The 20,238-nt window shown below is 62.7% G+C and carries 22 protein-coding genes and 1 tRNA gene; 13 read left to right on the top strand and 10 right to left on the bottom strand.

Annotated features, from left to right (window positions below):
* Nucleotides 1-36: 36 nt before the first annotated feature.
* Nucleotides 37-201, top strand: a complete 165-nt coding sequence (locus BHQ40_RS26100) for a glycine zipper domain-containing protein (protein ID WP_171905777.1) — start codon at nt 37-39, stop codon at nt 199-201.
* Nucleotides 202-311: 110 nt separating this feature from the next.
* The gene (locus tag BHQ40_RS05995; RefSeq protein WP_070153872.1) at nt 312-1,694 is read left to right on the top strand and encodes a DEAD/DEAH box helicase; all 1,383 of its coding nucleotides are present in this window, start codon (nt 312-314) and stop codon (nt 1,692-1,694) included.
* A gap of 52 nt (nt 1,695-1,746) precedes the next feature.
* Here BHQ40_RS05995 and BHQ40_RS05990 read toward each other — a convergent pair whose 3' ends face one another.
* Complete coding sequence (locus BHQ40_RS05990) at nt 1,747-2,601, bottom strand: DUF2171 domain-containing protein (RefSeq protein ID WP_070153870.1); 855 nt, start codon at nt 2,599-2,601, stop codon at nt 1,747-1,749.
* A 231-nt stretch (nt 2,602-2,832) separates the two neighbouring features.
* Between BHQ40_RS05990 and BHQ40_RS05985 the strand changes: the two genes are divergently transcribed.
* The 3 genes from BHQ40_RS05985 to BHQ40_RS05975 all read left to right on the top strand — a co-directional run bounded on the left by BHQ40_RS05985 (nt 2,833) and on the right by BHQ40_RS05975 (nt 3,597).
* Nucleotides 2,833-2,908: transfer RNA gene (locus BHQ40_RS05985), tRNA-Ala, on the top strand.
* Between the two features lie 107 nt (nt 2,909-3,015).
* Nucleotides 3,016-3,276, top strand: coding sequence for a type II toxin-antitoxin system ParD family antitoxin (locus BHQ40_RS05980; protein WP_070153868.1), 261 nt, complete (start codon nt 3,016-3,018; stop codon nt 3,274-3,276).
* A gap of 15 nt (nt 3,277-3,291) precedes the next feature.
* Complete coding sequence (locus BHQ40_RS05975) at nt 3,292-3,597, top strand: type II toxin-antitoxin system RelE/ParE family toxin (protein ID WP_070153866.1); 306 nt, start codon at nt 3,292-3,294, stop codon at nt 3,595-3,597.
* 196 nt (nt 3,598-3,793) lie between these two features.
* Here the strand turns inward: BHQ40_RS05975 and BHQ40_RS05970 are convergent, their stop codons facing one another.
* Nucleotides 3,794-6,073, bottom strand: coding sequence for a TonB-dependent receptor (locus BHQ40_RS05970; protein WP_070153864.1), 2,280 nt, complete (start codon nt 6,071-6,073; stop codon nt 3,794-3,796).
* A 223-nt stretch (nt 6,074-6,296) separates the two neighbouring features.
* Here BHQ40_RS05970 and BHQ40_RS05965 point away from each other — a divergent pair, with 223 nt between their 5' ends.
* Complete coding sequence (locus BHQ40_RS05965; RefSeq protein ID WP_070153859.1) at nt 6,297-6,983, top strand: SDR family oxidoreductase; 687 nt, start codon at nt 6,297-6,299, stop codon at nt 6,981-6,983.
* Between the two features lie 88 nt (nt 6,984-7,071).
* Here the strand turns inward: BHQ40_RS05965 and BHQ40_RS05960 are convergent, their stop codons facing one another.
* Nucleotides 7,072-8,190, bottom strand: a complete 1,119-nt coding sequence (locus tag BHQ40_RS05960) for a M14 family metallopeptidase (RefSeq protein ID WP_070153857.1) — start codon at nt 8,188-8,190, stop codon at nt 7,072-7,074.
* Complete coding sequence (locus tag BHQ40_RS05955; protein ID WP_070154055.1) at nt 8,187-8,777, bottom strand: DUF4136 domain-containing protein; 591 nt, start codon at nt 8,775-8,777, stop codon at nt 8,187-8,189. Before BHQ40_RS05955 ends, BHQ40_RS05960 begins: the two co-directional genes overlap by 4 nt.
* Before the next feature lie 190 nt (nt 8,778-8,967).
* Between BHQ40_RS05955 and ykgO the strand changes: the two genes are divergently transcribed.
* On the top strand, nt 8,968-9,093 hold the full coding sequence (ykgO, locus tag BHQ40_RS05950; RefSeq protein WP_003046794.1) for a type B 50S ribosomal protein L36: 126 nt from the start codon (nt 8,968-8,970) through the stop codon (nt 9,091-9,093).
* A 362-nt stretch (nt 9,094-9,455) separates the two neighbouring features.
* Here the strand turns inward: ykgO and BHQ40_RS25595 are convergent, their stop codons facing one another.
* Nucleotides 9,456-10,058, bottom strand: a complete 603-nt coding sequence (locus tag BHQ40_RS25595; protein ID WP_139139201.1) for a hypothetical protein — start codon at nt 10,056-10,058, stop codon at nt 9,456-9,458.
* Nucleotides 10,059-10,853: 795 nt separating this feature from the next.
* Entirely contained in the window at nt 10,854-12,308 is a 1,455-nt protein-coding gene (pyk, locus tag BHQ40_RS05945; protein WP_083276731.1) for a pyruvate kinase, read from the bottom strand.
* 100 nt (nt 12,309-12,408) lie between these two features.
* Here pyk and BHQ40_RS05940 point away from each other — a divergent pair, with 100 nt between their 5' ends.
* On the top strand, nt 12,409-12,708 hold the full coding sequence (locus BHQ40_RS05940) for a DUF1244 domain-containing protein (protein ID WP_070153855.1): 300 nt from the start codon (nt 12,409-12,411) through the stop codon (nt 12,706-12,708).
* A 108-nt stretch (nt 12,709-12,816) separates the two neighbouring features.
* The gene (locus BHQ40_RS05935; RefSeq protein ID WP_070153852.1) at nt 12,817-13,083 is read left to right on the top strand and encodes a DUF2312 domain-containing protein; all 267 of its coding nucleotides are present in this window, start codon (nt 12,817-12,819) and stop codon (nt 13,081-13,083) included.
* A gap of 86 nt (nt 13,084-13,169) precedes the next feature.
* Here the strand turns inward: BHQ40_RS05935 and BHQ40_RS05930 are convergent, their stop codons facing one another.
* Complete coding sequence (locus BHQ40_RS05930; protein ID WP_070153850.1) at nt 13,170-13,553, bottom strand: glycine zipper 2TM domain-containing protein; 384 nt, start codon at nt 13,551-13,553, stop codon at nt 13,170-13,172.
* Between the two features lie 149 nt (nt 13,554-13,702).
* Between BHQ40_RS05930 and BHQ40_RS05925 the strand changes: the two genes are divergently transcribed.
* Nucleotides 13,703-14,461 (top strand): energy transducer TonB, encoded by a 759-nt coding sequence (locus BHQ40_RS05925; RefSeq protein WP_070153847.1) that lies wholly within the window; start codon nt 13,703-13,705, stop codon nt 14,459-14,461.
* A 15-nt stretch (nt 14,462-14,476) separates the two neighbouring features.
* On the opposite strand, the gene BHQ40_RS26095 is transcribed toward BHQ40_RS05925, so the two are convergent.
* From BHQ40_RS26095 to BHQ40_RS24935, 3 genes are read right to left on the bottom strand one after another with little or no spacing between them, the layout of a single operon-like run.
* Nucleotides 14,477-14,812: a DUF3325 domain-containing protein gene (locus BHQ40_RS26095; RefSeq protein WP_070153845.1), complete on the bottom strand. Its 336-nt coding sequence runs from the start codon at nt 14,810-14,812 to the stop codon at nt 14,477-14,479.
* On the bottom strand, nt 14,809-16,320 hold the full coding sequence (locus tag BHQ40_RS05915; protein WP_070153842.1) for a PepSY-associated TM helix domain-containing protein: 1,512 nt from the start codon (nt 16,318-16,320) through the stop codon (nt 14,809-14,811). The genes BHQ40_RS26095 and BHQ40_RS05915 overlap by 4 nt, the downstream gene beginning before the upstream one ends.
* Nucleotides 16,321-16,334: 14 nt before the next feature.
* Nucleotides 16,335-16,631: a DUF3649 domain-containing protein gene (locus tag BHQ40_RS24935; RefSeq protein WP_083276730.1), complete on the bottom strand. Its 297-nt coding sequence runs from the start codon at nt 16,629-16,631 to the stop codon at nt 16,335-16,337.
* Between the two features lie 286 nt (nt 16,632-16,917).
* Here BHQ40_RS24935 and BHQ40_RS05905 point away from each other — a divergent pair, with 286 nt between their 5' ends.
* From BHQ40_RS05905 to pldA, 3 genes are read left to right on the top strand one after another with little or no spacing between them, the layout of a single operon-like run.
* Entirely contained in the window at nt 16,918-18,198 is a 1,281-nt protein-coding gene (locus BHQ40_RS05905; RefSeq protein WP_070153836.1) for an MFS transporter, read from the top strand.
* Between the two features lie 18 nt (nt 18,199-18,216).
* Nucleotides 18,217-19,458, top strand: a complete 1,242-nt coding sequence (locus BHQ40_RS05900; RefSeq protein ID WP_070153833.1) for a cytochrome P450 — start codon at nt 18,217-18,219, stop codon at nt 19,456-19,458.
* Nucleotides 19,451-20,236 carry a 4-pyridoxolactonase gene (gene pldA / locus BHQ40_RS05895; RefSeq protein ID WP_070154051.1) on the top strand — a complete coding sequence of 262 codons (786 nt, stop codon included), beginning with the start codon at nt 19,451-19,453 and terminating at the stop codon, nt 20,234-20,236. Before BHQ40_RS05900 ends, pldA begins: the two co-directional genes overlap by 8 nt.
* Nucleotides 20,237-20,238 lie beyond the last annotated feature (2 nt).

Here is a 20,238-nt window from a genome sequence, read left to right as displayed (position 1 = left end):
CCATGCTCTGTGTGACGCACGGCGCTGGGGGATGGCATGAAAAAATCGACGCGCTTTGTCGGTCTTGGTCTGGCGCTGGGCGCGGCCATCGGCGCGGCGACCGGTAACGTCGCTATCGGGGTCGCGCTGGGGCTGGTTTTCGGCTCTGTGATGAGCGCCGTCAAAATCCGGCGCGATGCGCCGCCGCAAAAGGCGGACTGAAACATACATTTCGCCCGGATTTGCTTGACAATCCTGCGAGAGTTTCGCAATGGGCGCGCGACTTTACGTGGCCATGCGCTGTGCGACGGCCTCCTGTTCCGGACATTTGAATGAGCTTTGCCGATCTCGGCCTATCCGATGAATTGTTAAGGGCGGTCACAGAGGCCGGCTACGACACGCCGACTCCCATTCAGGCGCAGGCGATCCCGCCGGTGCTGATGATGAAGGACATTATCGGCATCGCCCAGACCGGCACGGGCAAGACCGCCAGCTTTGTCCTGCCGATGATCGACATCCTCGCCCACGGCCGCAGCCGCGCGCGCATGCCCCGCTCCCTCATTCTGGAGCCGACCCGCGAACTCGCTGCGCAGGTCGCCGAGAATTTTGAGAAATACGGCAAATATCACAAACTCTCTATGGCCCTGCTGATCGGCGGCGTGTCGATGGGTGATCAGGTGAAGGCGCTGGAAAAGGGCGTCGACGTCCTCATCGCCACCCCCGGCCGCCTGATGGACCTGTTCGAGCGCGGCAACATCATGCTCAACGGCTGCAACCTGCTGGTCATCGATGAAGCCGACCGGATGCTCGACATGGGCTTCATCCCCGATATCGAGAATATCTGCACGAAGCTGCCCGCCAATCGCCAGACCCTGCTTTTCTCCGCGACGATGCCGCCGCCGATCAAGAAGCTGGCGGACCGCTTCCTGTCCAACCCCAAGTCGATCGAGGTGGCCCGCCCGGCGACCGCCTCCACCAACATCACCCAATGGCTGGTGCCTGTCGATTCCCGCAAGAAGCGCGACACGCTGCGCGATCTGCTGGAGGCGGAGGATGTGCAGACGGCGATCATCTTCTGCAACCGCAAGACGACCGTGCGGGAACTGAACAAGAGCCTGCAGCGGCAGGGGTTCAAGTCCGGCGAAATCCACGGTGACATTGACCAGTCCACCCGGCTTGCCGAACTGGATCGCTTCAAGACCGGCGCGGTCAATATCCTGGTCGCGTCCGACGTTGCGGCGCGTGGGCTGGATATCAAGGGCGTCAGCCATGTGTTCAACTTCGACGCGCCCTGGCACCCCGACGATTATGTCCACCGCATCGGCCGCACCGGCCGCGCGGGCGCGAAGGGCGTGGCCTTCACCTTCGTCACGGCGGAGGATGCCGAGGCGATCGACAATATCCAGAAGCTGATCGGCACCAAGATCAACAGGGTGGAGAGCGCTCCTGCCTCGGCCCCGCCCGTCGCGGACGAAGGCGAAGATGACGGCCGGCGGCGCGACCGTCCGTCACGCAACCGTAAGCCTGACAAGGCGCGCCGGGAGGAGCCGAAAGCCGAAGCCGCGCCGAAGCCCGCCCCACGGCCGGAACGCTCCCGTCCGCCGGAACCGCGCAGGCAGCATCGCCGCGAGGAAGCCGATGATGGCCCGGATGAGGGATGGAACGGCCCGACGCCCGACTTCCTGTCCTTCGGTTTCAACACCTCCGCAAACTGACGCAGAAAAGCCCGGCTGAAAGGCCGGGCTTTTCCGTGTTGGCCGTAAGGGGTCAGGAATTGCGATTATAGGCGCGGCTGGCCCAGCTCTGCGATCCATAAGTATCGCGCCGGTTCTGATCGTCACCGAACAGCGCCTGCTTTTCCTGCTCGGTGCGCCAGTGATCCTTGGCCTGGTCGGCCGTCTTTTCCAGCGTCACCGTCTTGGCGTCGACCGACGCGATCCAGCGTGACGGAATGCTGTGATGCCGGCCGCCCGCATCGCTGTCGCTCTTGGTCAGGATGATGCGGTCACCCGCAATCTTGTCGACCGTGCCGACATGCGACCCATCGCTGCCGACGACTTCCATATGCTCGCGAACCTGACCGAGCGAGGTCCGCTGCTCTGTACGGCGGTTGCGCCATGTGCCGAACTCATTGTCGAACCGGCTGCGGTTCTCCTGCTGATATTCGGCATAGTCGCGGTCCAGCTCCGAAAGCCTTTCCTGACGCCAAGCCTGATAGTTGGAGTCATGATGCTGGCCGAAATCATGCTGCGGCCCATAACTCTCCCGGCGGCCATATTGGGAATCGGCAAAGCCGCTGTCCTGCCCGGTGAACGGCGCATAGCCGCCGCGTGCGCTGGATGCGAAACCGGTCCGGCTGCTCTGGTCGCGCGGGTCGCCGTAGCGGCGGTTTAGATAGTCGTCATATTCCCGGCGGCGTTCGGCCTCCTCATCGCCGAACCAGCTACGGACCTCATCGCCCGCACGGTCGAAAAAGCCGCGATCCTCATAGTCATAATTTGGCGGGCGCCGGCCTTCATAGCCTGTCCCATATCTACCCCTGTCATTGCGATAACCGCTCTCGGAGCGGTAGCGGTCACCATAATCGCTGCGGCCGTAACGGCGTCCATCCTGATATCCCATGATGTGTTCCTCTCTCGCTTTGATTGGGGCGGCGCGGTCATGCGCCGACAGCCAAAGAATGAGAGGCCAGACCCTTTGTTCCGGGCGTTACGCAGGGGTAATGTCCTGCGTTGCCCACGACTGAACGAAGACGGGCCCGAAAGATTTACATGGGTTAAACTTGCCGGGAAAGCGCCCGCGTAAAAGACCGTTGCAAGGCGCAAAACCCTCTACTATAGGCATCCCTCCCCTGGGGCCGTAGCTCAGTTGGGAGAGCGCGTCGTTCGCAATGACGAGGTCAGCGGTTCGATCCCGCTCGGCTCCACCAGGGTTCCATTTCTCATCTGCTATGTCCGGATGTTTTTTGCATCCCGTTCGGTCATCCGTTGAATTTCCATGCCAGTAGGATTAAATCCTATTGCCGGAGATCGAGCCATGCGTTCAACACAGCAATTCAGCGTGACATTGCCCAATGAGATGGCTTCGCTTGTCCGGGCAAAGGTTGCTTCGGGCGAATATGCCAGCGAGAGCGAAGTCATTCGCGAAGGTCTTCGCGCTCTGTCTGCGCGTGAGCGGGCTATGGATGATTGGCTAAGGGATCAGGCGCTGCCCGCCTATGACGCATATCGCGCTGATCCCTCACAAGGGATATCCTTGGAGGATGTCCGCGCGTCGATCGGCAAGCGGGAAGTCTGAGTTCAGAGAGAACCGATGCCGCATCGCATCGTTTTCACCCTCGAAGCGCGGGACCAGCTTGATAACCTATATGCTTACATCGCGGCGGCGGCTGATTCAGCCATCGCCGCACGGTTTGCGAACGGCCTCATCGATCATATCGCCACATTGAGCGAGTTTCCCCAGCGCGGGACGCCACGCAATGACGTTCGGCCCGGACTTCGCACTTTGGCATGGCGCCGCCGGGTCACAATCGCCTTCATGATCGAGGAAAGCGACGTCGTTGTGATCGGCATCTTCTATGGTGGGAGAGACTTCGAAAGTCTGCTGCGCGAGGACTAGGATGGATCGACATTCAGATGATGACGTGCCGAAAATGGTGGTTTTCCGTGACCCGGCGCGGAGCGTACTAAACGTACGTGAGCACTGGAAGCACGGAAAAGCGCCATTTGCAGGCCGTCAGGGCTGAATGTCGATCCATCCTAGCGCTATGTGATGGGGGCGGCAGATAGCATCCGCCGCCCCCGCCATGCCATCATCAGAACTTCGCGCTGATCTCCCCGCCGATGATCCGCGGTTCGTTGATCATGCCGGTCAGGTTGTTGAAGTCGATCGCGCTTGCTGCGCGGATCGTGTTGGTGATGTTGCGGGCGAAGGCCGCGACCTCCAGCCCATTGTCCATCCGGTATCCGGCGCGCAGGCCGCCTTCCAGCAACGACCGTCCCCGGAACTCGGCGGCGGTGTAGAGGAAATAGTTCACCGCGCTGCGATAGGCCCAGTCGGTGAAGATATAGATTTCCCCGCTGTCGCCCACCGGCACGCCGAAGCGGGCGGTGACGTTGGCGACATAGCGCGGCGCTTGCGGCAGGTCATTGCCGTCGAGCAGGGCGAAGGTCGTCCCGCTGTCGACGAAGGTGTTGCCGGTCGGCGTGCACAGGCCCGAACCGCAGACCGCGACGAAGGCGTTGGGGTCGCGGATTTCGGTGAAGTTATAGCTGAAACCGGCGGTCAGGGCGAGTTGCGGGATCGGCTTGGCCTCCAGAGACGCCTCGACGCCATAGCCGATCGCATGATCAACATTGATCAGCCGCGCGGAGTTGCCGACGCCGCCGACGGCGGTGAGCTGCAGGTCCTTGGTCCGCGAATAATAGCCGGCCAGGTCGAAGCTCAGCATGTCGGTGAACGCGCCCTTGATGCCCGCCTCATAGGAGATGGTGGTCTGCTTCTTCGCGACCGACGGCACGCTGAAGAATGTCACGCGGTCCTGGATTGCCGGGCCGAGATAGCCGGTGGCGACGCGGGCATAGACGTTCACCTGATCGGTCAGCTTATATGTGGCGCTGGCGTCCCAGGACACGTTGCTGGCGGTCGCCTTGTTGATCATCGGCAGGTCGACGGCGATCAACTGTCCGCTCACGCTGTCGACGGACGGGTCCAGGCTGATCAGGTCGCGCTTCTCGTCGCGGCTCAGCCGCACGCCGCCGCGCAGGGTCAGCGCGTCGCTGACATCGATCTCGCCGGAACCGAACAGGCCGAAATTGTCATTCTTGTTCTGGTGGATGATGAAGCCGTTGAGCGTGCCCGCCAGCGTATAGGACAGTTCGGTGTAGCTCAGGTCCTGGTGGAAGAAATATCCGCCCGCCTGCAGCCGCACGCCGTTCATATCCTCGGTCGCGAAGCGCAGCTCCTGGCTGAACTCGCGAGGCTTGGTGATGCCGCCGGTATTGACGTCGAACGTGCCGACGCCCAGCGCGCCGAAGGTGCAGCCGGTATAGGGATAGCATCCGCCGCCATCGATATCGCCGGTGCTCTCCACCTTCGCCCGCTCATAGCCGGTGGTGGAGAAGAAGGTGCCGACGCCGGGCAGGGCGACCTCCATGCGCAGGTTGGTGCCCCACTGGGTCAGCGACTGGCTGGTGAAGCCGTCGAGCGAAACATGATCCTTGTCGAAGCCGGGAACAAACTTGTTGCTGCCGACCTGGAAGATGCCCGCGCGGAACACGCGGGGCGACCCGTTGAGGTCGCGGCCATGCACATTGAAGAACGCCTTGAAGTCGCCCGATTCGAAGCCGAGCTGGAACCGGCCCGCCATATCGCGATAGCCCTCCAGCTTCGCGTCGGCGAAGCCGTTCCCGGCATTGTCGTTGGTCACCCAGTCGTCGCGGCGCTGCAACAGGCCGGACAGGCGGAACGCCAGACCCTCGCCGATGGGACCGCCCACGGCGGCTTCCGCATTGACGCTGTTATAGGTCGCCCAGCTTGCCTTGGCGTATCCGCTATAGCTGTCGAAATCCGGGCGCTTGGAATTGAGCTTCACCACGCCCGCGGGGGTGTTGCGGCCGAACAGCGTGCCCTGCGGCCCGCGCAGAACCTCGACGCTGGCCAGGTCGAACACCGGGAAGGATTTGAGCATCGGGCTTTCCAGCGCGACATCGTCATAGACGACGGAAACGGGCTGGGCCGAGTTGGGGTCGAAATCGGTATTGCCCAGGCCCCGGATGTAGAAACGGGGGAAGGTGCGGCCGAAAGAGGATTCGATCTGCAGGCTGGGCGTGCGGGCGGACAGGAACCGGATGTCCAGGCCGCTGGAATTGAGGACGTCCAGCTTCTCTCCGCCGATTGCCGTGACCGCGATGGGCACGTCCTTGGCCAGTTCCTCGCGCCGGGTGGCGGTGACGATGATGGCGTCGCCCGCATCGGCCTCTGCGGCCGCTTCCTGGGCGTGGGCGGCGCCGGACAGGCCCGCAACGGCGGCGCCCAGCGAAATCGCGCCGAGCAATGCATGGCGCAGCGCGCCGCGAGAAGATGATCTGGACATGAGTTCCCCCTGATTATGGCTCTCTCAGGTCCCCCTGCTTGTGCCGCGCTGTGCCGCGCGATCGACGCAATGCTTATCAGAAGAACCCGCCGCCGCAATGGTGCGGCGCAACAGCCCGTCGATGAAGTTTGACAGTGGTGCAACAATGCAACGGTCTGGCCGGGCCTTGCATTCCGGGCGCGTGAGGACCAGCTATCGACGACCGGTTGATGGGGAGAGGATTATGGCGACTATAGTGATTACTGGAGCGAACAGGGGCATCGGCCTTGCGCTGGTTCAGGTCTACGCCAGCGCGGGAAACCATGTCGTGGCCTGGTGCCGGGATCCGGCGCGCGCGGAAAAGCTTCAGCATCTGGCCGCTGGGTCCGCCGGCACTGTGCAGGTTGTGGAGGCCGATGTCGCCGACGCCGCGTCCGTTGATCGCGCGGCGGCGGCGCTGAACGGCGCGCCGGTGGATGTCTTGCTGAATGTCGCCGGCATTTTTCATATGGAAAAGGGTGTGGACGACCGGGACTTTGACGGATGGCGTCAATCCTTTGAGGTCATGGTCATCGGCCCCTTCCGCGTCGCGCAGGCGCTGCTGCCCAATATCGAAAAGGCGAAGGGCAAGATACTGACCGTCACCAGCCAGATCGGCTCCTCCGTCTGGGCGACGGGCGGCATGTATTCCTACGGCGCGGCGAAGGCGGGCGTGAACCGCGTCATGAAGTCGCTGGCCGTCGACCTGCGCGACAGGGGCGTCGCTGTCGCGGTGGTGCATCCGGGCCATGTGCAGACGGACATGGGCGGTCCCAATGCAGCGATCACCGCCGAAGAATCGGCCACCGGCATTCGCGACGTCGTGAACGCCATGACGCTGGAAAACAGCGGCGGCTTCTTCAAATGGGACGGCGATCCCCACCCCTGGTGACGTAGCGCCGCGCTGCGCCTGCCCCCAACTGCGCCTGCCCCAACGGCTGCGCGGAGATTGCGCCTGACAGGACCGGGGAACGGGGCCTTCAGATATCGGCGATGATCTCCGCCAGCACGGCCAGGCAATCCTTGCCCAGTTGCATCGACCGGGCGGGGGACCAGCCGAAATCGGGATCGGGCAGGTCGTCATTGTCCTTGAACGGCATTTCCAGCGTCATCGACACCGCGCCATAGCGTTCGGCGAGCTGCGCCGTGGACATGGACAGGTTCGCCTTGCCCGGCGCGCCCAGCGGATAGCCCAGCCGCGTCTGGAAATCCGGCGTCCGCGCGGCCAGCGTGTCGCGATAGCGGTTATAGAGCGCGACCCGGTCCTGCTTCAGCGACGGAATCCCCTCAAAGCCCGCGACGAACACGGCGGGGATCGCTTCGTCCCCATGCACATCCATGGCGAAGTCGACGCCGGTGCGGTCCATCTCCGCCCGGACCAGGAAAACCTCCGGACTTTTCTCCATGCTCGGCGCATGCCATTCGCGGTTCAGGTTCACGCCCGCGGCATTGGTGCGCAGGTGCCCGCGCCTGCTGCCATCCGGGTTCATGTTCGGCACCACATGGAAAGTCGCCTCCTGCCGCAGCAGGCGCGCGACGGAATCTTCCAGGTCGCATAGCCGCTCCAGCGCGCCTTCCATCCACCACTCCGCCATGCTCTCGCCGGGATGCTGGCGCGCGTAGAGCCACACCTGCTTCTTGCCCTCGCCAAAGCTCAGCAGGTCGAGCGGCTGGCCGTCCAGCGTCCTGCCCAGTTCCTTCTGCGTCACGCCCGGCTGGCTCGCCGCCCAGGCGATCAGGTCATGATGCCGCTCCATCGAATAGGGCGCGAAATAGGCGACCCAGACGGCGTTGGTGTCCGGCTCGATGCGGATCGTCAGCCGGCCGTCGGCATAGCTGGTGTCTGCCTGCAGCCAGTTCTCGCGATCCTCGCTATAGCGCGCCTTATAGTTCGGCCAGCCGTCCGGATAGGCGGAGCCGGTGCAGTTGGTGAGGACCAACTCCACCTCCCGCCCGGCCGCGCCAGCGACGCGAAAATGGAACCATTGATAGAAGTCGCTCTGGTGATCCTTGACGATCTCCAGCTCGGCCCGGTCGTCGGTGATGGAAAGAACGCGGATGTTCCCGCTGTCGAAGGCGCTCGTGATCGATAGGGTCATTTGACCGATATAGTCTGCCCCGACTGGCCCGGATAGTCCTTGAAAAGCGCGTTTGCGAGCTTACCGGCGGCCAGGCCCGGCTGGGCGGCCGGGGTGCCCTCGCGCGCCTGCGTCATCGCCCGGCCTTCCCATACGGCCGTCGAATCGGACCGCCTGCGAATCTGCACGAACATCTCCGTGGTCACCACATCCTTGGGCTTGCCGGACAGGTTGATGCCGATGCCGACGCCCAGGCCGCCGCCATAACTGCCGGTCGCGCCGCCCACGCCGACGCTGACCGGGGATCGCCGCTGGTCCGGCCCCGTGGGGCGGAAGCTGCGGCGGAAGGAAATGAGCGCGCGATACTGGCTGTCCGCGCCTTTCACCTCGTTGAAGCCGACGCGCTGCAGTTCCTGGCCGACCGCCGCCGCATAGGTGCCGAATTCCAGCCCGACATCGGGATTGCCGTCCATTTCCTCGATCGCCACGGTGCCGCTGGAAACCGGGGTCGCGGCATGGAACCGCGTCACCTCGACCGGCGCGACCGCGGTCTGGCATGCCGACAGGGCGATCATCAGGGGAACGGTGGCAAATACTGGCTTCATCATCATGCGTGTCTCCGCGCGGCCCTGTTCACAGGCTATAACGTCTCCAAACGCTAGAGACAGTATTTTGCTGCACCGGGCCTGAACGAAAAGCGGGATGAAAGGCGCATGCCCGCCTTGACTTTCGCGGCCGTCACCCATAGGGGCGGCACTTCGAAATTTCCGAACCACAGAATCATCTGAAAGCTGCGTCATGAAGATCCGCAACTCGCTGAAGTCGCTCAAGGACCGTCACCGCGATAACCGCGTGATCCGTCGCCGCGGCCGCACCTACGTCATCAACAAGACCAACCGCCGGTTCAAGGCCCGCCAGGGCTAAACACCGATTGCCGGTTTATGTCATCGAGCGCCCGGTCGGCACCGACCGGGCGCTCGATGCGTTTGTGCGTGGTTTATCGGGCGATGGGCTGGATCATTGTCGGATATTCCTGCTCCCCTCCTGCAAGGGGTGTGTGTCTGATGGCGGGAATGACGAGAAGGGTGGATACTTGCCTTAGCTCTCCTATGACCCGTCATTCCCGCGAAAGCGGGAACCCATCTCCCCTCCTACGCCTTGCATGCCCAAGGCGCGTTGGGTCCCCGCCTTCGCGGGGATGAAAAAAAGGGGTGGGGAGCGGACTGTCTGGTTCTGGCAAGCGATAGCAACATATTTAGCGTCGCTTTCGTAGGTGCGCGTTTGCCTTATTCATTTCGGCCAGAAGCGGCGACGTAAATCAGTCCAGCATTTGCGGACGCAGGAAAAGCGTTGCCCGCATCTAAACATTCAAGAATGCGAAAATCTTTCCAACCATGAAATCCATCGGCGTTCAAAATTCTAGTGGTTTTACAATAGTTTAAATCGTTCTCATTGCTTGATACCCACCAAGAAAAACCATGCTGTGCGCCCGCCACCTCGAATGGCATAGCATCGTTCTCAAAGAGTCTTGCACGTGTAACCTTCATAATTTTGGTTCTATCCTCACTGCTTGGTTCAGCTCGCATGAAGATTTGGCGGTCTGAACCTTTTCCAAATTCATCAAAAAGCATGCGGTCTTCGGTAGCGGTGGGTTTAAATCCAAACAGTTCCGCGAAAAGTTGCGTGTCATTCTTTCGAAACCAGCCAGCAATACTGACTAGAATAACTAGCGAAACGACCAAAATTCCAATGCAGCCAAAAGGAACTGTAACAGCCTTGGCGATACTCGGTCTACGGTGGGCAGGGGCTAACGCATACCAAGCCGCGCCTCCAAAAATGCCAACAACAACGAGACCAATTAGTAGAGGAAAGAACCAGAGCGTCCACATTTCATCCCCAATCCTTTGGATTTTCCCGTCTTCTATGGCCGCTGCCGGGGGCAAGCAACTGCTCTCTAAAAGGCGAAAATTGGTCGAACAATGGCACTGTTATTCGTCATCCCGGCGAAAGCCGGACCCATCTCGCCTTGGGCAGACGGCTGGCAAAGGGGAGATATGGGTCCCGGCTTTCCCCTGGATGACGGCCAATAGCAGAGTGGGACTTTGCACTTTTGGTCGTAACAACCCGTTCGCCCTGAGCTTGTCGAAGGGCTGCACTTCACTTCCGAAGAAAGCGCAGGGGTTGACCTACGGTCGACTGCGTCTCGACAGGCTCAGCCCGAACGGAGGATTGGGGCTGCTTCTGGTTGTTCCGAGACAAGCGGCCAAAGCCAAATTCCTGTCCTACATCCCGGCAATCATGCTCTGCTTCCGCCCATGGAACAGCATCCCGCATATGCCGAGAACTGCGCTGCCGCAATAGCCCCGCACACCCTTCAGATGCGCCCCGACTGCGACGCATATGGGACGCACATGAGACGGAGGTGCGACGCGGGTGAGACTCAGGTGCGACGCATCTGCGACCTACATGCGACGCAAGTGAGACGTAGATGCGACGTGGATGAGACGCACATGCGACCCAAGTGCGACGTAGGTGAGACCTACATGAGACGCAGGTGCGACGCAGATGAGACCAACATGCGACTTTTGTGCGACCAACATGCGACGTTCCAGCCAAAACCGCTCGCAACCCGCAACTTCCGCAACTTCGGTCAGGGGAGGAGGGGCAATGCGGCCAATCCCGCCTCAGTCCTCGCGATCTTTCAACTCGTCGCCGCGTATCGTTGCCACATGGATCACATTGGTCGATCCCGGCGTGCCGAACGGGACGCCCGCCAGCACGATCACCTTGTCCCCCGCCTTGCCCATCTCATGGCGCAGGGCCATGCGCCGGGCCTTGGCGATCATTTCCTCGAAACTGCCGATGTCCTTGGTGCGGATGGCGTGCACGCCCCAGAACAGCCCCAGCTTGCGCGCCGTGTCCAGCCGGGGGGTCAGCGCCATGATCGGCGCGGAGGGCCGTTCGCGCGCCACGCGCCGGATGCTGTTGCCCGACGATGTGAAGCAGATGATGGCCCTTGCGGTGACGGTCTGGGTAATGCTGTTCGCCGCCTCCGCCAATGCGTCGGACGTGGTGGCGTCGGGCTTGGTCTCGGTGAAGTGCAGGCGGCGGAAATAGCCGGGGTCGTTTTCCGCGCTGTGGGCGATGGCGTTCATCATCGCGACCGATTCTTCGGGCCAGTCGCCCGCCGCGCTCTCCGCCGACAGCATCACCGCGTCCGCGCCGTCATAGATGGCGGTCGCGACGTCCGACACTTCGGCGCGGGTGGGGGTGGGCGCCTTGATCATCGATTCCAGCATCTGGGTGGCGACGACCACCGGCTTGCCCAGCCGCCGCGCGCTTTCCACGATCTGCTTCTGCAGGGGCGGGACGGCATAGGGCGGCAATTCGACGCCCAGGTCGCCGCGCGCCACCATCACTGCATCGGCCAGCTCCAGCAGCTCGTCGAGCCGCTGCACGGCGGCGGGCTTCTCGATCTTCGCCATCAGCGCGCCATAACCGCCCATCAGCTTGCGCGCCTCGGCCAGATCCTCCGGCCGCTGGACGAAGCTCAGCGCGATCCAGTCGCAATGCTGCTGGACAGCGAAGGACAGGTCGCGCCGGTCCTTCTCCGTCATCGCCGCCATCGGCACGACGACATCGGGGACGTTCACGCCCTTGCGGTTGGACAGGGTGCCGCCGACCTCGACGATCGCCTCGATCCGGTCGGCGTCGACCGCCTTGACCCGCAGCACCAGCTTGCCATCGTCAAGGAGCAGGCGGGTGTCGGGCACCAGCGCGCGGTAGATTTCGGGATGGGGCAGGTTGACGCGCGTTTCGTCGCCCGGCTCCTCGTTCCGGTCGAGGATGAATTTCGCCCCATTCTTCAGAACCGCGATGCCGGTCGCAAAGGTGCCCACACGCAGCTTCGGCCCCTGCAGGTCGGCAAGGATCGTCGTCGGGCGGCCAAATTCTTTTTCCAGCCCGCGGATGATCGCGATCCGCTCGGCATGATCCTCATGGCTGCCATGGCTCATATTGATGCGGAAGGCGTCGGCCCCGGCCAAGTAGAGCTTGCGGATCATCTCCGCGCTGTTGCTGGACGGGCCAAGCGTGGCCAGAATCCGGACCTTGCGCGAACGGGGGCGGAATTTCTTCACTGGGGATACTCCTGACAGTCTGCTCGCCGCCCATTTCCGGGTGGCCTGATTTCCGTTATCCGAGCTGCACGACAGGGATATTGCTTGATGGAGGTTTGAAGTGGCGGGCACAATACTCAATGACGCGGTCGCCGCAACCGCCTTCCGCCGCCTGCTGGAACATTTGCGGCACCGGACGGACGCGCAGAATGTCGACCTGATGGGCTTGGCGGGATTCTGCCGCAACTGTCTGGCCGACTGGGTTGCCGAAGCTGACGGGGGTTTGAGCCGGGATGAGGCGCGGGAAATAATCTACGGCATGCCCTTTGCCGAATGGAAGGCGAAGCATCAGGGCGAGGCGACCCAGGAACAGCTCGACCGGATGAAGGAAAGCGTAGCGAAGAACGCGCCGAACCATTAGAGGCACCCCCTCCGATTCACCATATCCGGCAACGGACGCGATTCACGCCCGGCAACCATCGTTGCGGGACTGTCGCGCCCGCAAACCGAAGCAGAAACAGGAACAGACATGGACACCAGCACGCCCGAAGGCATCCGCGACGGCGCAGTCGCAGCCGATGAACTCCGCCTCCTTATCGAACGCGCCGAGCGTCTTGAGGAAGAAAAGAAGGGCATCGCGGACGACATCAAGGATGTCATGAATGAGGCGAAATCGCGCGGTTTCGACGTGAAGGCGATCCGCAAGATCATCTCGATCCGCAAGAAGAACAAGGAAGAATATCAGGTCGAGGAAGCGATCCTCGACACATATCTCGCCGCGCTGGGCATGCGCTGAGCCGCGATATTTTCCCGGATGGCCGGGTCATGCTCCCGCCTGCTCGAAAGAGCATGGCGGGAGTTCGCTTCTCACCGGGAGGTGCGTCAGCGGCACTTCACCTTCTTCTTGTCGCGGTCGATGCTGCGGCCTAGCAAGGCGCCGCCGCCCGCGCCCAGCAATGTGCCGAGCGTGCCGCCGCCGATGACATTGCCCAGCACGCCGCCGGCCACGCCGCCAATGACAAGGCCGGTCGTGCCGTCATTGCGCTTGCAATAATAGCGGCCGTCGCTGCCGCGATAAACGCGGTCATCGTCCCGCAATCTGCGTTCGCGGTAGCGGCCATCCTCATAATGGCGGGCGGGATCCCAGTCGCTGTCCCTGTCGCCGTCCCAGCGCCGATCGTCGTGTCTCTGGGCCAATGCCGCATCGGGAAGCGCGACCGGTGCGGCCAATGCCAGCATCACGGTGACGATTGCTGCTTTGTTCATGACAGTCTCCTTCGATATGCCGTTCAAACAGATGGCGAGGCAGAATGTTTCACTCCCGATCTTTTCTCGCGGTGGAAAGGGAACGAGGCGGTCCGCATTTTGTTGAACAAGGCGTGGAGCGGGCTGCGGCGCAGCCTTGCGTGACGACAATGATCGATGTTCAACCTGCTACTCGCGACCGTATTGCCGCTGCCCTGGCCGTGGCGGTCCTCCACGCCGCGCTCGGCTTTGCCCTGCTTTTTGGCCTTCGGGTCGATGCACCGCTGCGGATCAGTGAGGAATTGAAGATATTCGGCGTCCCGCCCGAACCTGCGCCGCCGCCAAAAGAACCGCGCAAACCAGCATCGCGGCATGAAAGTCTCCGTCCTGAAGGCGCTGCGTCTCCGCCGAACCTGAAGGCCCGGCCCACCCAGATAGCAGCGCCTCCGCCGGTTCTTCCCGTCCTTGTGCCGCCGCTCGTGATCGCGGCGCCCGTCCCCGGCGTGGGCAATGATGCATCGGCCGGCAATGCCGCCGTTCGGGGGCCGGGAACCGGCAGCGGCGGAACCGGAACCGGCACGGGCAGCGGCGACGATGGATTTGGCGATGGGGATGGCGGCAATAGCCCGCCGCGCTGGATCCGGGGCCGGATCAAGGATTCCGACTATCCCAAGGCGGAGGCTGAGGCAGGCGTGGGCGGAACCGTGTCCGTCCGCTACACAGTGGAAACGACCGGGCGGGCGACCGGCTGCACCGTGACGCAATCCAGCGGCAGCGCCGATCTGGACGCAGTGACCTGCCGTCTTGTCGAGGACCGGTTCCGGTATCGCCCGTCCATGACGCCGCAGGGCCGCGCGGTGCGGTCTATCATTGTCGAAAATCATCATTGGGTGATCGATCGGGAACAGGCGTCCGCACCCGAAGAATAAGGCGCGCGACGCCTCCTAGAGTCGCCCCGCCGCCATCGCCAGCAGTGCAAGCAGCATCGCCGCCTTCGGTATGAAAGGCAGAATCCGGGGGCGATAGATCAGGATCAGGACGATGATGCCCGCCGCAAGGCCCAAGGCGCCCACCCATTCGACAAGGGCGAGCCTCCAGTCGGGTCTGGCGATGCACCTTATGAACGAAGATGCGAGAAAGCCCCATCCGATCCAGCGAAGCACTGGCCTGCGCGGCAGCCAGCCCGGCGCCTGCGCCTGCCGCGCGTGCCGTTGCATCGACAGGCTGAGCGCGGCAAACCCGCCAAGCGCCAGCAACAGGGAAATGAGGGAGGCTGTCACGCCCTTCCGGCTTTCATGACCGGCGCGCGCATCACCTTGACGCAGATAAGGGCGGCGATCGCGCCAAGCGCGAGAGCCACAAGGTCGAAGCAGACAAACAGTCCGTTTCCGCGCCAGGGGAAAGACAGAAGGCCACGCCCCGCAGTCAGCGCCGAAGCGGCGGGGAGGAGCAGCCAGGCGGCCGCCGTGACCGCCATCAACTCTATCCACCCCCTTCTGCCGGTGCGCAGCAGCCCGAACAGGATCGCGCTTCCCCATACGGCAAAGAATGTATCGACTTCCAGTCCCTGCCGTCCGGGCATGCCGTCCGGCAGCAGCCGGTTCGCCCAGAATGTAGCGGCGACCGCAAGGGGCATTCCGCCGATGGCGCCAGTCGTCAGCCGCTCCACGAGGACATGCCCAGCGCCCCTGTTCCGCGTGCGGCTGATCGACCAGAGCACCATGCCCGTGCCGATGGTCGCCGCCAGCGCAAGGCCGCAGAGAAAGTAGAGCCAGCGGCTGAACTCTGGCGCAAAACGGCCGATGTGAAGGCCATAGAGCACATCATATGTCTTTCTCGCCGGCCGGGTCTCCTGATATTGGGAAAGCAGTTGGCCGGTCACCCCGTCATAGGCGAGAATCTCCGCCGCATAGGCGATCTGGTCTCCGTCATGCCGCGTCACTTCCAGCACGGCGTTCGCATCGCCGGGGTTATCGATATTGGCATATCCGATCCTGCCGCCGTGCATCCGCCGCCGCGCATCGTTCAGCATGGCCTCTATATCGCCCAGCGGCGCTGGCCGTTCGGCGCGGGGGCGGGAATAGAAGCCGGGTGAGATATCCTTGTAGAAGGCGGCTATATCGTCGCCATAATTCGCCACTCCCCCCCAGGGCATGGTCAGCGTGACCAGCGTCAATATCCCTGTGAACGTAATCATCAGGTGGAATGGCATGGCCAATACGCCCATGACATTATGCGCATCCAGCCAGGATCTCTTGCCCTTGCCGGGCCGCAGCGTGAAGAAGTCGGCAAAGATGCGGCGATGGGTGATGATGCCTGAGATCAGCGCCACCAGCATCAGCATCGCCGCCGCAGAGGCGAGGTAGCGGCCCCATGGATAGGGCATCTGCAATTCAAAGTGGAAGCGGTAGAAAAACTCCCCGCCCAGCGTGTCTCTTATACCGTCCGGCCGGCCGGTAAGCGGGTCGAGCGCCTTCTGGACATAATCGCCCTCGCCCTTCTCATTCTTGGTCGCATAGGCGACCATGACCGGATAGGCGCGGTCGTCTGGAGCCGTCAGATACCAGCCCGGTGCATCGGGCGCTGCTTTCTTCAGATATTCAACCGCCGCTGCCAGCGCCTTTTGCGGGTCCGGTGCGGCGCTTATCTCTGGCCGCATCCAGTTGCTGATCTCAGGTCTGAAAACGCTCGCGGTGCCGGTGATGGCAATCGCGAACAGCAGCCATCCCATGACCAGCCCGGCCCACCCGTGGAGCCATGCCATCGACTGGCGAAATCCCTGCTTCATGCCGCGGTCATTCCCTAGGCCGGAACGCCAAGCAGCCAGGCGATGGCGGCAGCGCACATCGTGACGGCGCTGACTCCTGCCCACGCCAGCCAGGCGGTGCGAGCCGCGAATACCCATATTGCGGCGGCGGGCATGGCCAGTACGGCCAATATTGTTGCGGTCGTCACTGCCTCCGCTCGCGACATCGGCAGAGCGCGGGCCAAGGCCATGGAGATCGCGGCAGCCAAGGCGTATCCGCCCAATGCCGCCGCAACCACCCTGGAAGCGACGGACAGGCGATAGCGGAGGGCGTGTGGGTTGAGGTTCTTCATGCGTCTTGGCCGCTGGGCTAGGCTCTCACATATTGCGAGTCAATATCATTAAAGGCCGGGATGGAGGACAGGGCTGCGGCGGCCAGCCTCTTTGTCAGCAGCGAGGCATCAGTCTTGGCTGGATTGGCAGTGGTCCCGAGGACGGAGAAACGCGCCTGAATTGACAGTAGATTGTCGAACCTGCCGCAATCCGGTTGAGCCGCTGCTTTCCCCGCTTATCCTGCATGCAAGAGTCCCGCGCTGCGTCATGCAGCAACCGAAGCGGGCCGTAGGCGAGTAGGATGGGATGGCGCAGGCTGAGCCGACAGAAAATAGCGCCTGGGGCGAGTGGCGCGCCCATTGGCGGATCGTGCTTGCCGCTGCGGCGGGTGTGGGCGTGTGTTCGCTGCACTACTACGCTCTTGGGGCGTTCATGCTCCCCCTGCAGGAAGAATTTGGCTGGTCGCGCGCGGAAATCTCGTCCGGCCTTTTGATGACCAGTTTCGGAATGCTGATTGCCGGGCCGCTGTTCGGCACGCTTGCGGATCGCTGGAGCGCACGCAAACTCGCCTTGAGCGGGCTTGCGCTATACTGCGTCGCGCTCGGCCTTTTGGGGACCGTCGGTTCGTCATTGTGGAGCTGGTATTGCGCATGGGCCTTTCTCGCTCTGGCGCAGGGTGTCGCGGGCTTTGTGGTGTGGACGCTGGTGGTCGCGAGCGCGTTCAACCGGCACCGCGGTCTTGCTCTTGCCCTCACCATGGCCGGAACAGCCATGGCAAGCACGATCGCGCCACCGCTGGCCCACGCGATCATCGCCGGTTTCGGTTGGCGCGTGGCCCTGTGGTCGCTCGCGGCCGGCGGCTTCCTTGTCGCCTTTCCCCTCGCATGGCGCTATTTTCATGACCCACGATTGCAGAAGGGGCGGCCGCATGCCGCGCCCACGTCCCGTCCGCAGCTTTCCGGCCTGACATTTCCCCAGGCCTGCAAGACCCGGCAATTCTGGCAGATCATTGTCTCGGTCGCGATTATGTCCTGTGGCGTGTCGGCGCTCATCGTTCACCTTGTTCCGATGCTGAGTGATCGCGGCGCTACGCCCGCACGCGCGGCCGCAATGGCTGCGATGATCGGGCCGAGCATGTTCGCCGGCCGGTTGCTCTCCGGCGTGCTGCTCGACAGGTTTCCCGGATCGGTTGTGGCGGCGGCCTTCCTCCTTGCTCCCGCCGCCGCCTGCCGGCTGCTGCTGGGATTTGATGGCGAGGGATGGCACGGGTTTCTGGTCGCTGGCCTGGCGGGCTTCACTGCAGGCGCGGAAGTCGACCTCATCGCCTATATCGCCAGCCGCTATTTCGGGATGCGCAGCTACGGCGCCATTTATGGGCTTTTCGGCGGCGTATTCGCTTTCGGCTCCGGCCTTGCCCCCCTTCTGGCCGGGGCAGTGTTCGACCATGCCGGGTCGTACGCGCCGATATTGTCCATGCTGACGCCAGTGATGCTGTTTGCATCCTTCCTGATGCTGACGCTTGGCCGGTACGCGCATCAGCCCGCGCCCAAAACCGGCGCATCCCCATCCGCGCCTTTGCATATCTGACTTCGACGGAGATTTAGCATGACCACCCAAACGGCCCCGGCCATGTCCGGCACGATCCCGCCCCACATCCCCAAGGACTTGGTGCGGGATGTCGATATCTTTTCAATCGCTGCGGTCGATGGCGACATTCATCTGGGCTGGCACGCGCTGCATGACGGGCCGGACGCCATCTATACGCCGCGCAACGGCGGCCACTGGATCTTCACGCGGGCGGAGGACATTCACGCCATCTACCGCAACCACAAAGACTTCTCGAACGAGATCGTCGCGGTGCCGCCCGTGGTCAAAAGCATGCGCTTCGCCCCCGCGGAGGTCGATCCGCCGGAGTTGGACCAGTACCGCCGCGCCCTTGCGCCCGCCTTCATGCCCAAATCGCTTGCCCGGTATGAACAGATTGCGCGTGACCTGGCCATCGAGTTGATTGAGGCGTTCCGGGCGAAGGGACAGTGCGAGTTTCAGGCCGATGTCGCCCGCCATCTCCCGATCAGGGTGTTTCTGGGCATGATGGACCTGCCGGCGGAGGACGCGCCGCACCTGATGCCCACGGTGGAGGATCAGATCCGCAACCCGGATCCGACAGCGCTTGCCGATTCCTTTCAGGCGATGCTCGACTATCTCGACAGCAGGATTGAGGACAGGCGGCGCAATCCGGGCAGCGACCTTATTACCCAGATCATCAACAGCGATATCGACGGACAGAAGGCCAGCCGGGAACAGGTGCTTTCGATGAGCGCCAATCTGATGTTCGCCGGGCTGGATACTGTGGTCGCGGCTATGGGTTTTGCGATGCGGTTTCTGGCCACACACCCTGAGCATCGGCAGGAGCTGCGCGATCACCCGGAAATCATTCCCGACGCCGTGGAGGAACTGCTACGGTATCACGGCATAACCAATCTCGCGCGCGTCGCCCGGCATGAGGTGGAGGTTGGCGATGTCACCTTGGGCCGGGGTGATCTGATCGTGCTTGCGACCACCCTCTATGGCCTGGACGAGCGGCGCTTTCCCGAACCGGAGAAGGTTGATTTCCGCCGGGCGGACAAGGCGCATCTGATTTTTGGCAGCGGCGTGCACCGCTGCCTCGGTTCGCATCTGGCCCGTACGGAAATGCGCGTGCTGCTGGAAGAATGGTTCGCCCGGATACCGGAATTCACGCTGGTCCCCGGCGAGGATGTCAAGGGCGTCTCCGGCCGCAACAATTCGATCGAATATGTCCCGCTCCGCTGGGATGCGCAGGGCGCGGAAGGCGGCGCGCATGGCTGACACGAAGGTCTATATTCTCGACGGCGGGCGGCTGGCGATGAAGGAATATCATATGTATTGGAACGCGGGTGGCGAGGCGATGGTGACGCTGCCTTGCTACAGCGTGCTTATCGAGCATGACGATGGCCGTTTCCTGTTCGACACGGGTTTTGACCTTCATCATTTTGATCAGTTTGTGATGCCGGGCATTGCGCAGCAAAGCCTGGACCAGACGATACCCGGACAACTCGCCAATCTGGGCCTGTCGCCAGCGGACATCACCCATGTCATCAATTCCCATTACCACATCGATCATTGTGGCGGGAACAAGCACTGCCTTCACGCGACGACCATTTGCCATGCATGCGAACTGGAGGCGGCGCGTACGCCTGAGCCGTTCGAGGAGTTGGCTTATTCCGACCAGAGCTTCGCGCCCGGCCTGCGGGCGTCGGAACCAGAGATCGACATCTACACGCCCCGGTTCGAAACGCTGACCGGCGATCAGGAAATCGCGCGGGGCGTATTTTTGTTTGAAACGCCGGGGCACACGAATGGGCATTACAGCCTGATGATCAAACTGTCGGACCGGCGGCCGATGATGTTCACGGCGGATGCGGCCTATACCGCGCGCAGCATGGAAACCAGGACGATATCCAGCGCACATGTCGACCCTGTGGCCGCCTGCCGCTCGCTGGAGCGGCTGAACATATTGGCGCAGGACCATGACGCTGAACTGTTCTACGGTCATGATATCGAACAGTTCGGCGCCTACCGGATCGCGCCAGCCTATTATAGCTGACG

The organism is Sphingobium phenoxybenzoativorans (assembly GCF_001757355.1).
GTDB classification, from domain to species: Bacteria; Pseudomonadota; Alphaproteobacteria; order Sphingomonadales; family Sphingomonadaceae; genus Sphingobium; species Sphingobium phenoxybenzoativorans.
The sequence above is the reverse complement of the archived record's forward strand: the minus strand, read 5'-3'. Positions and strand labels throughout refer to the sequence as shown.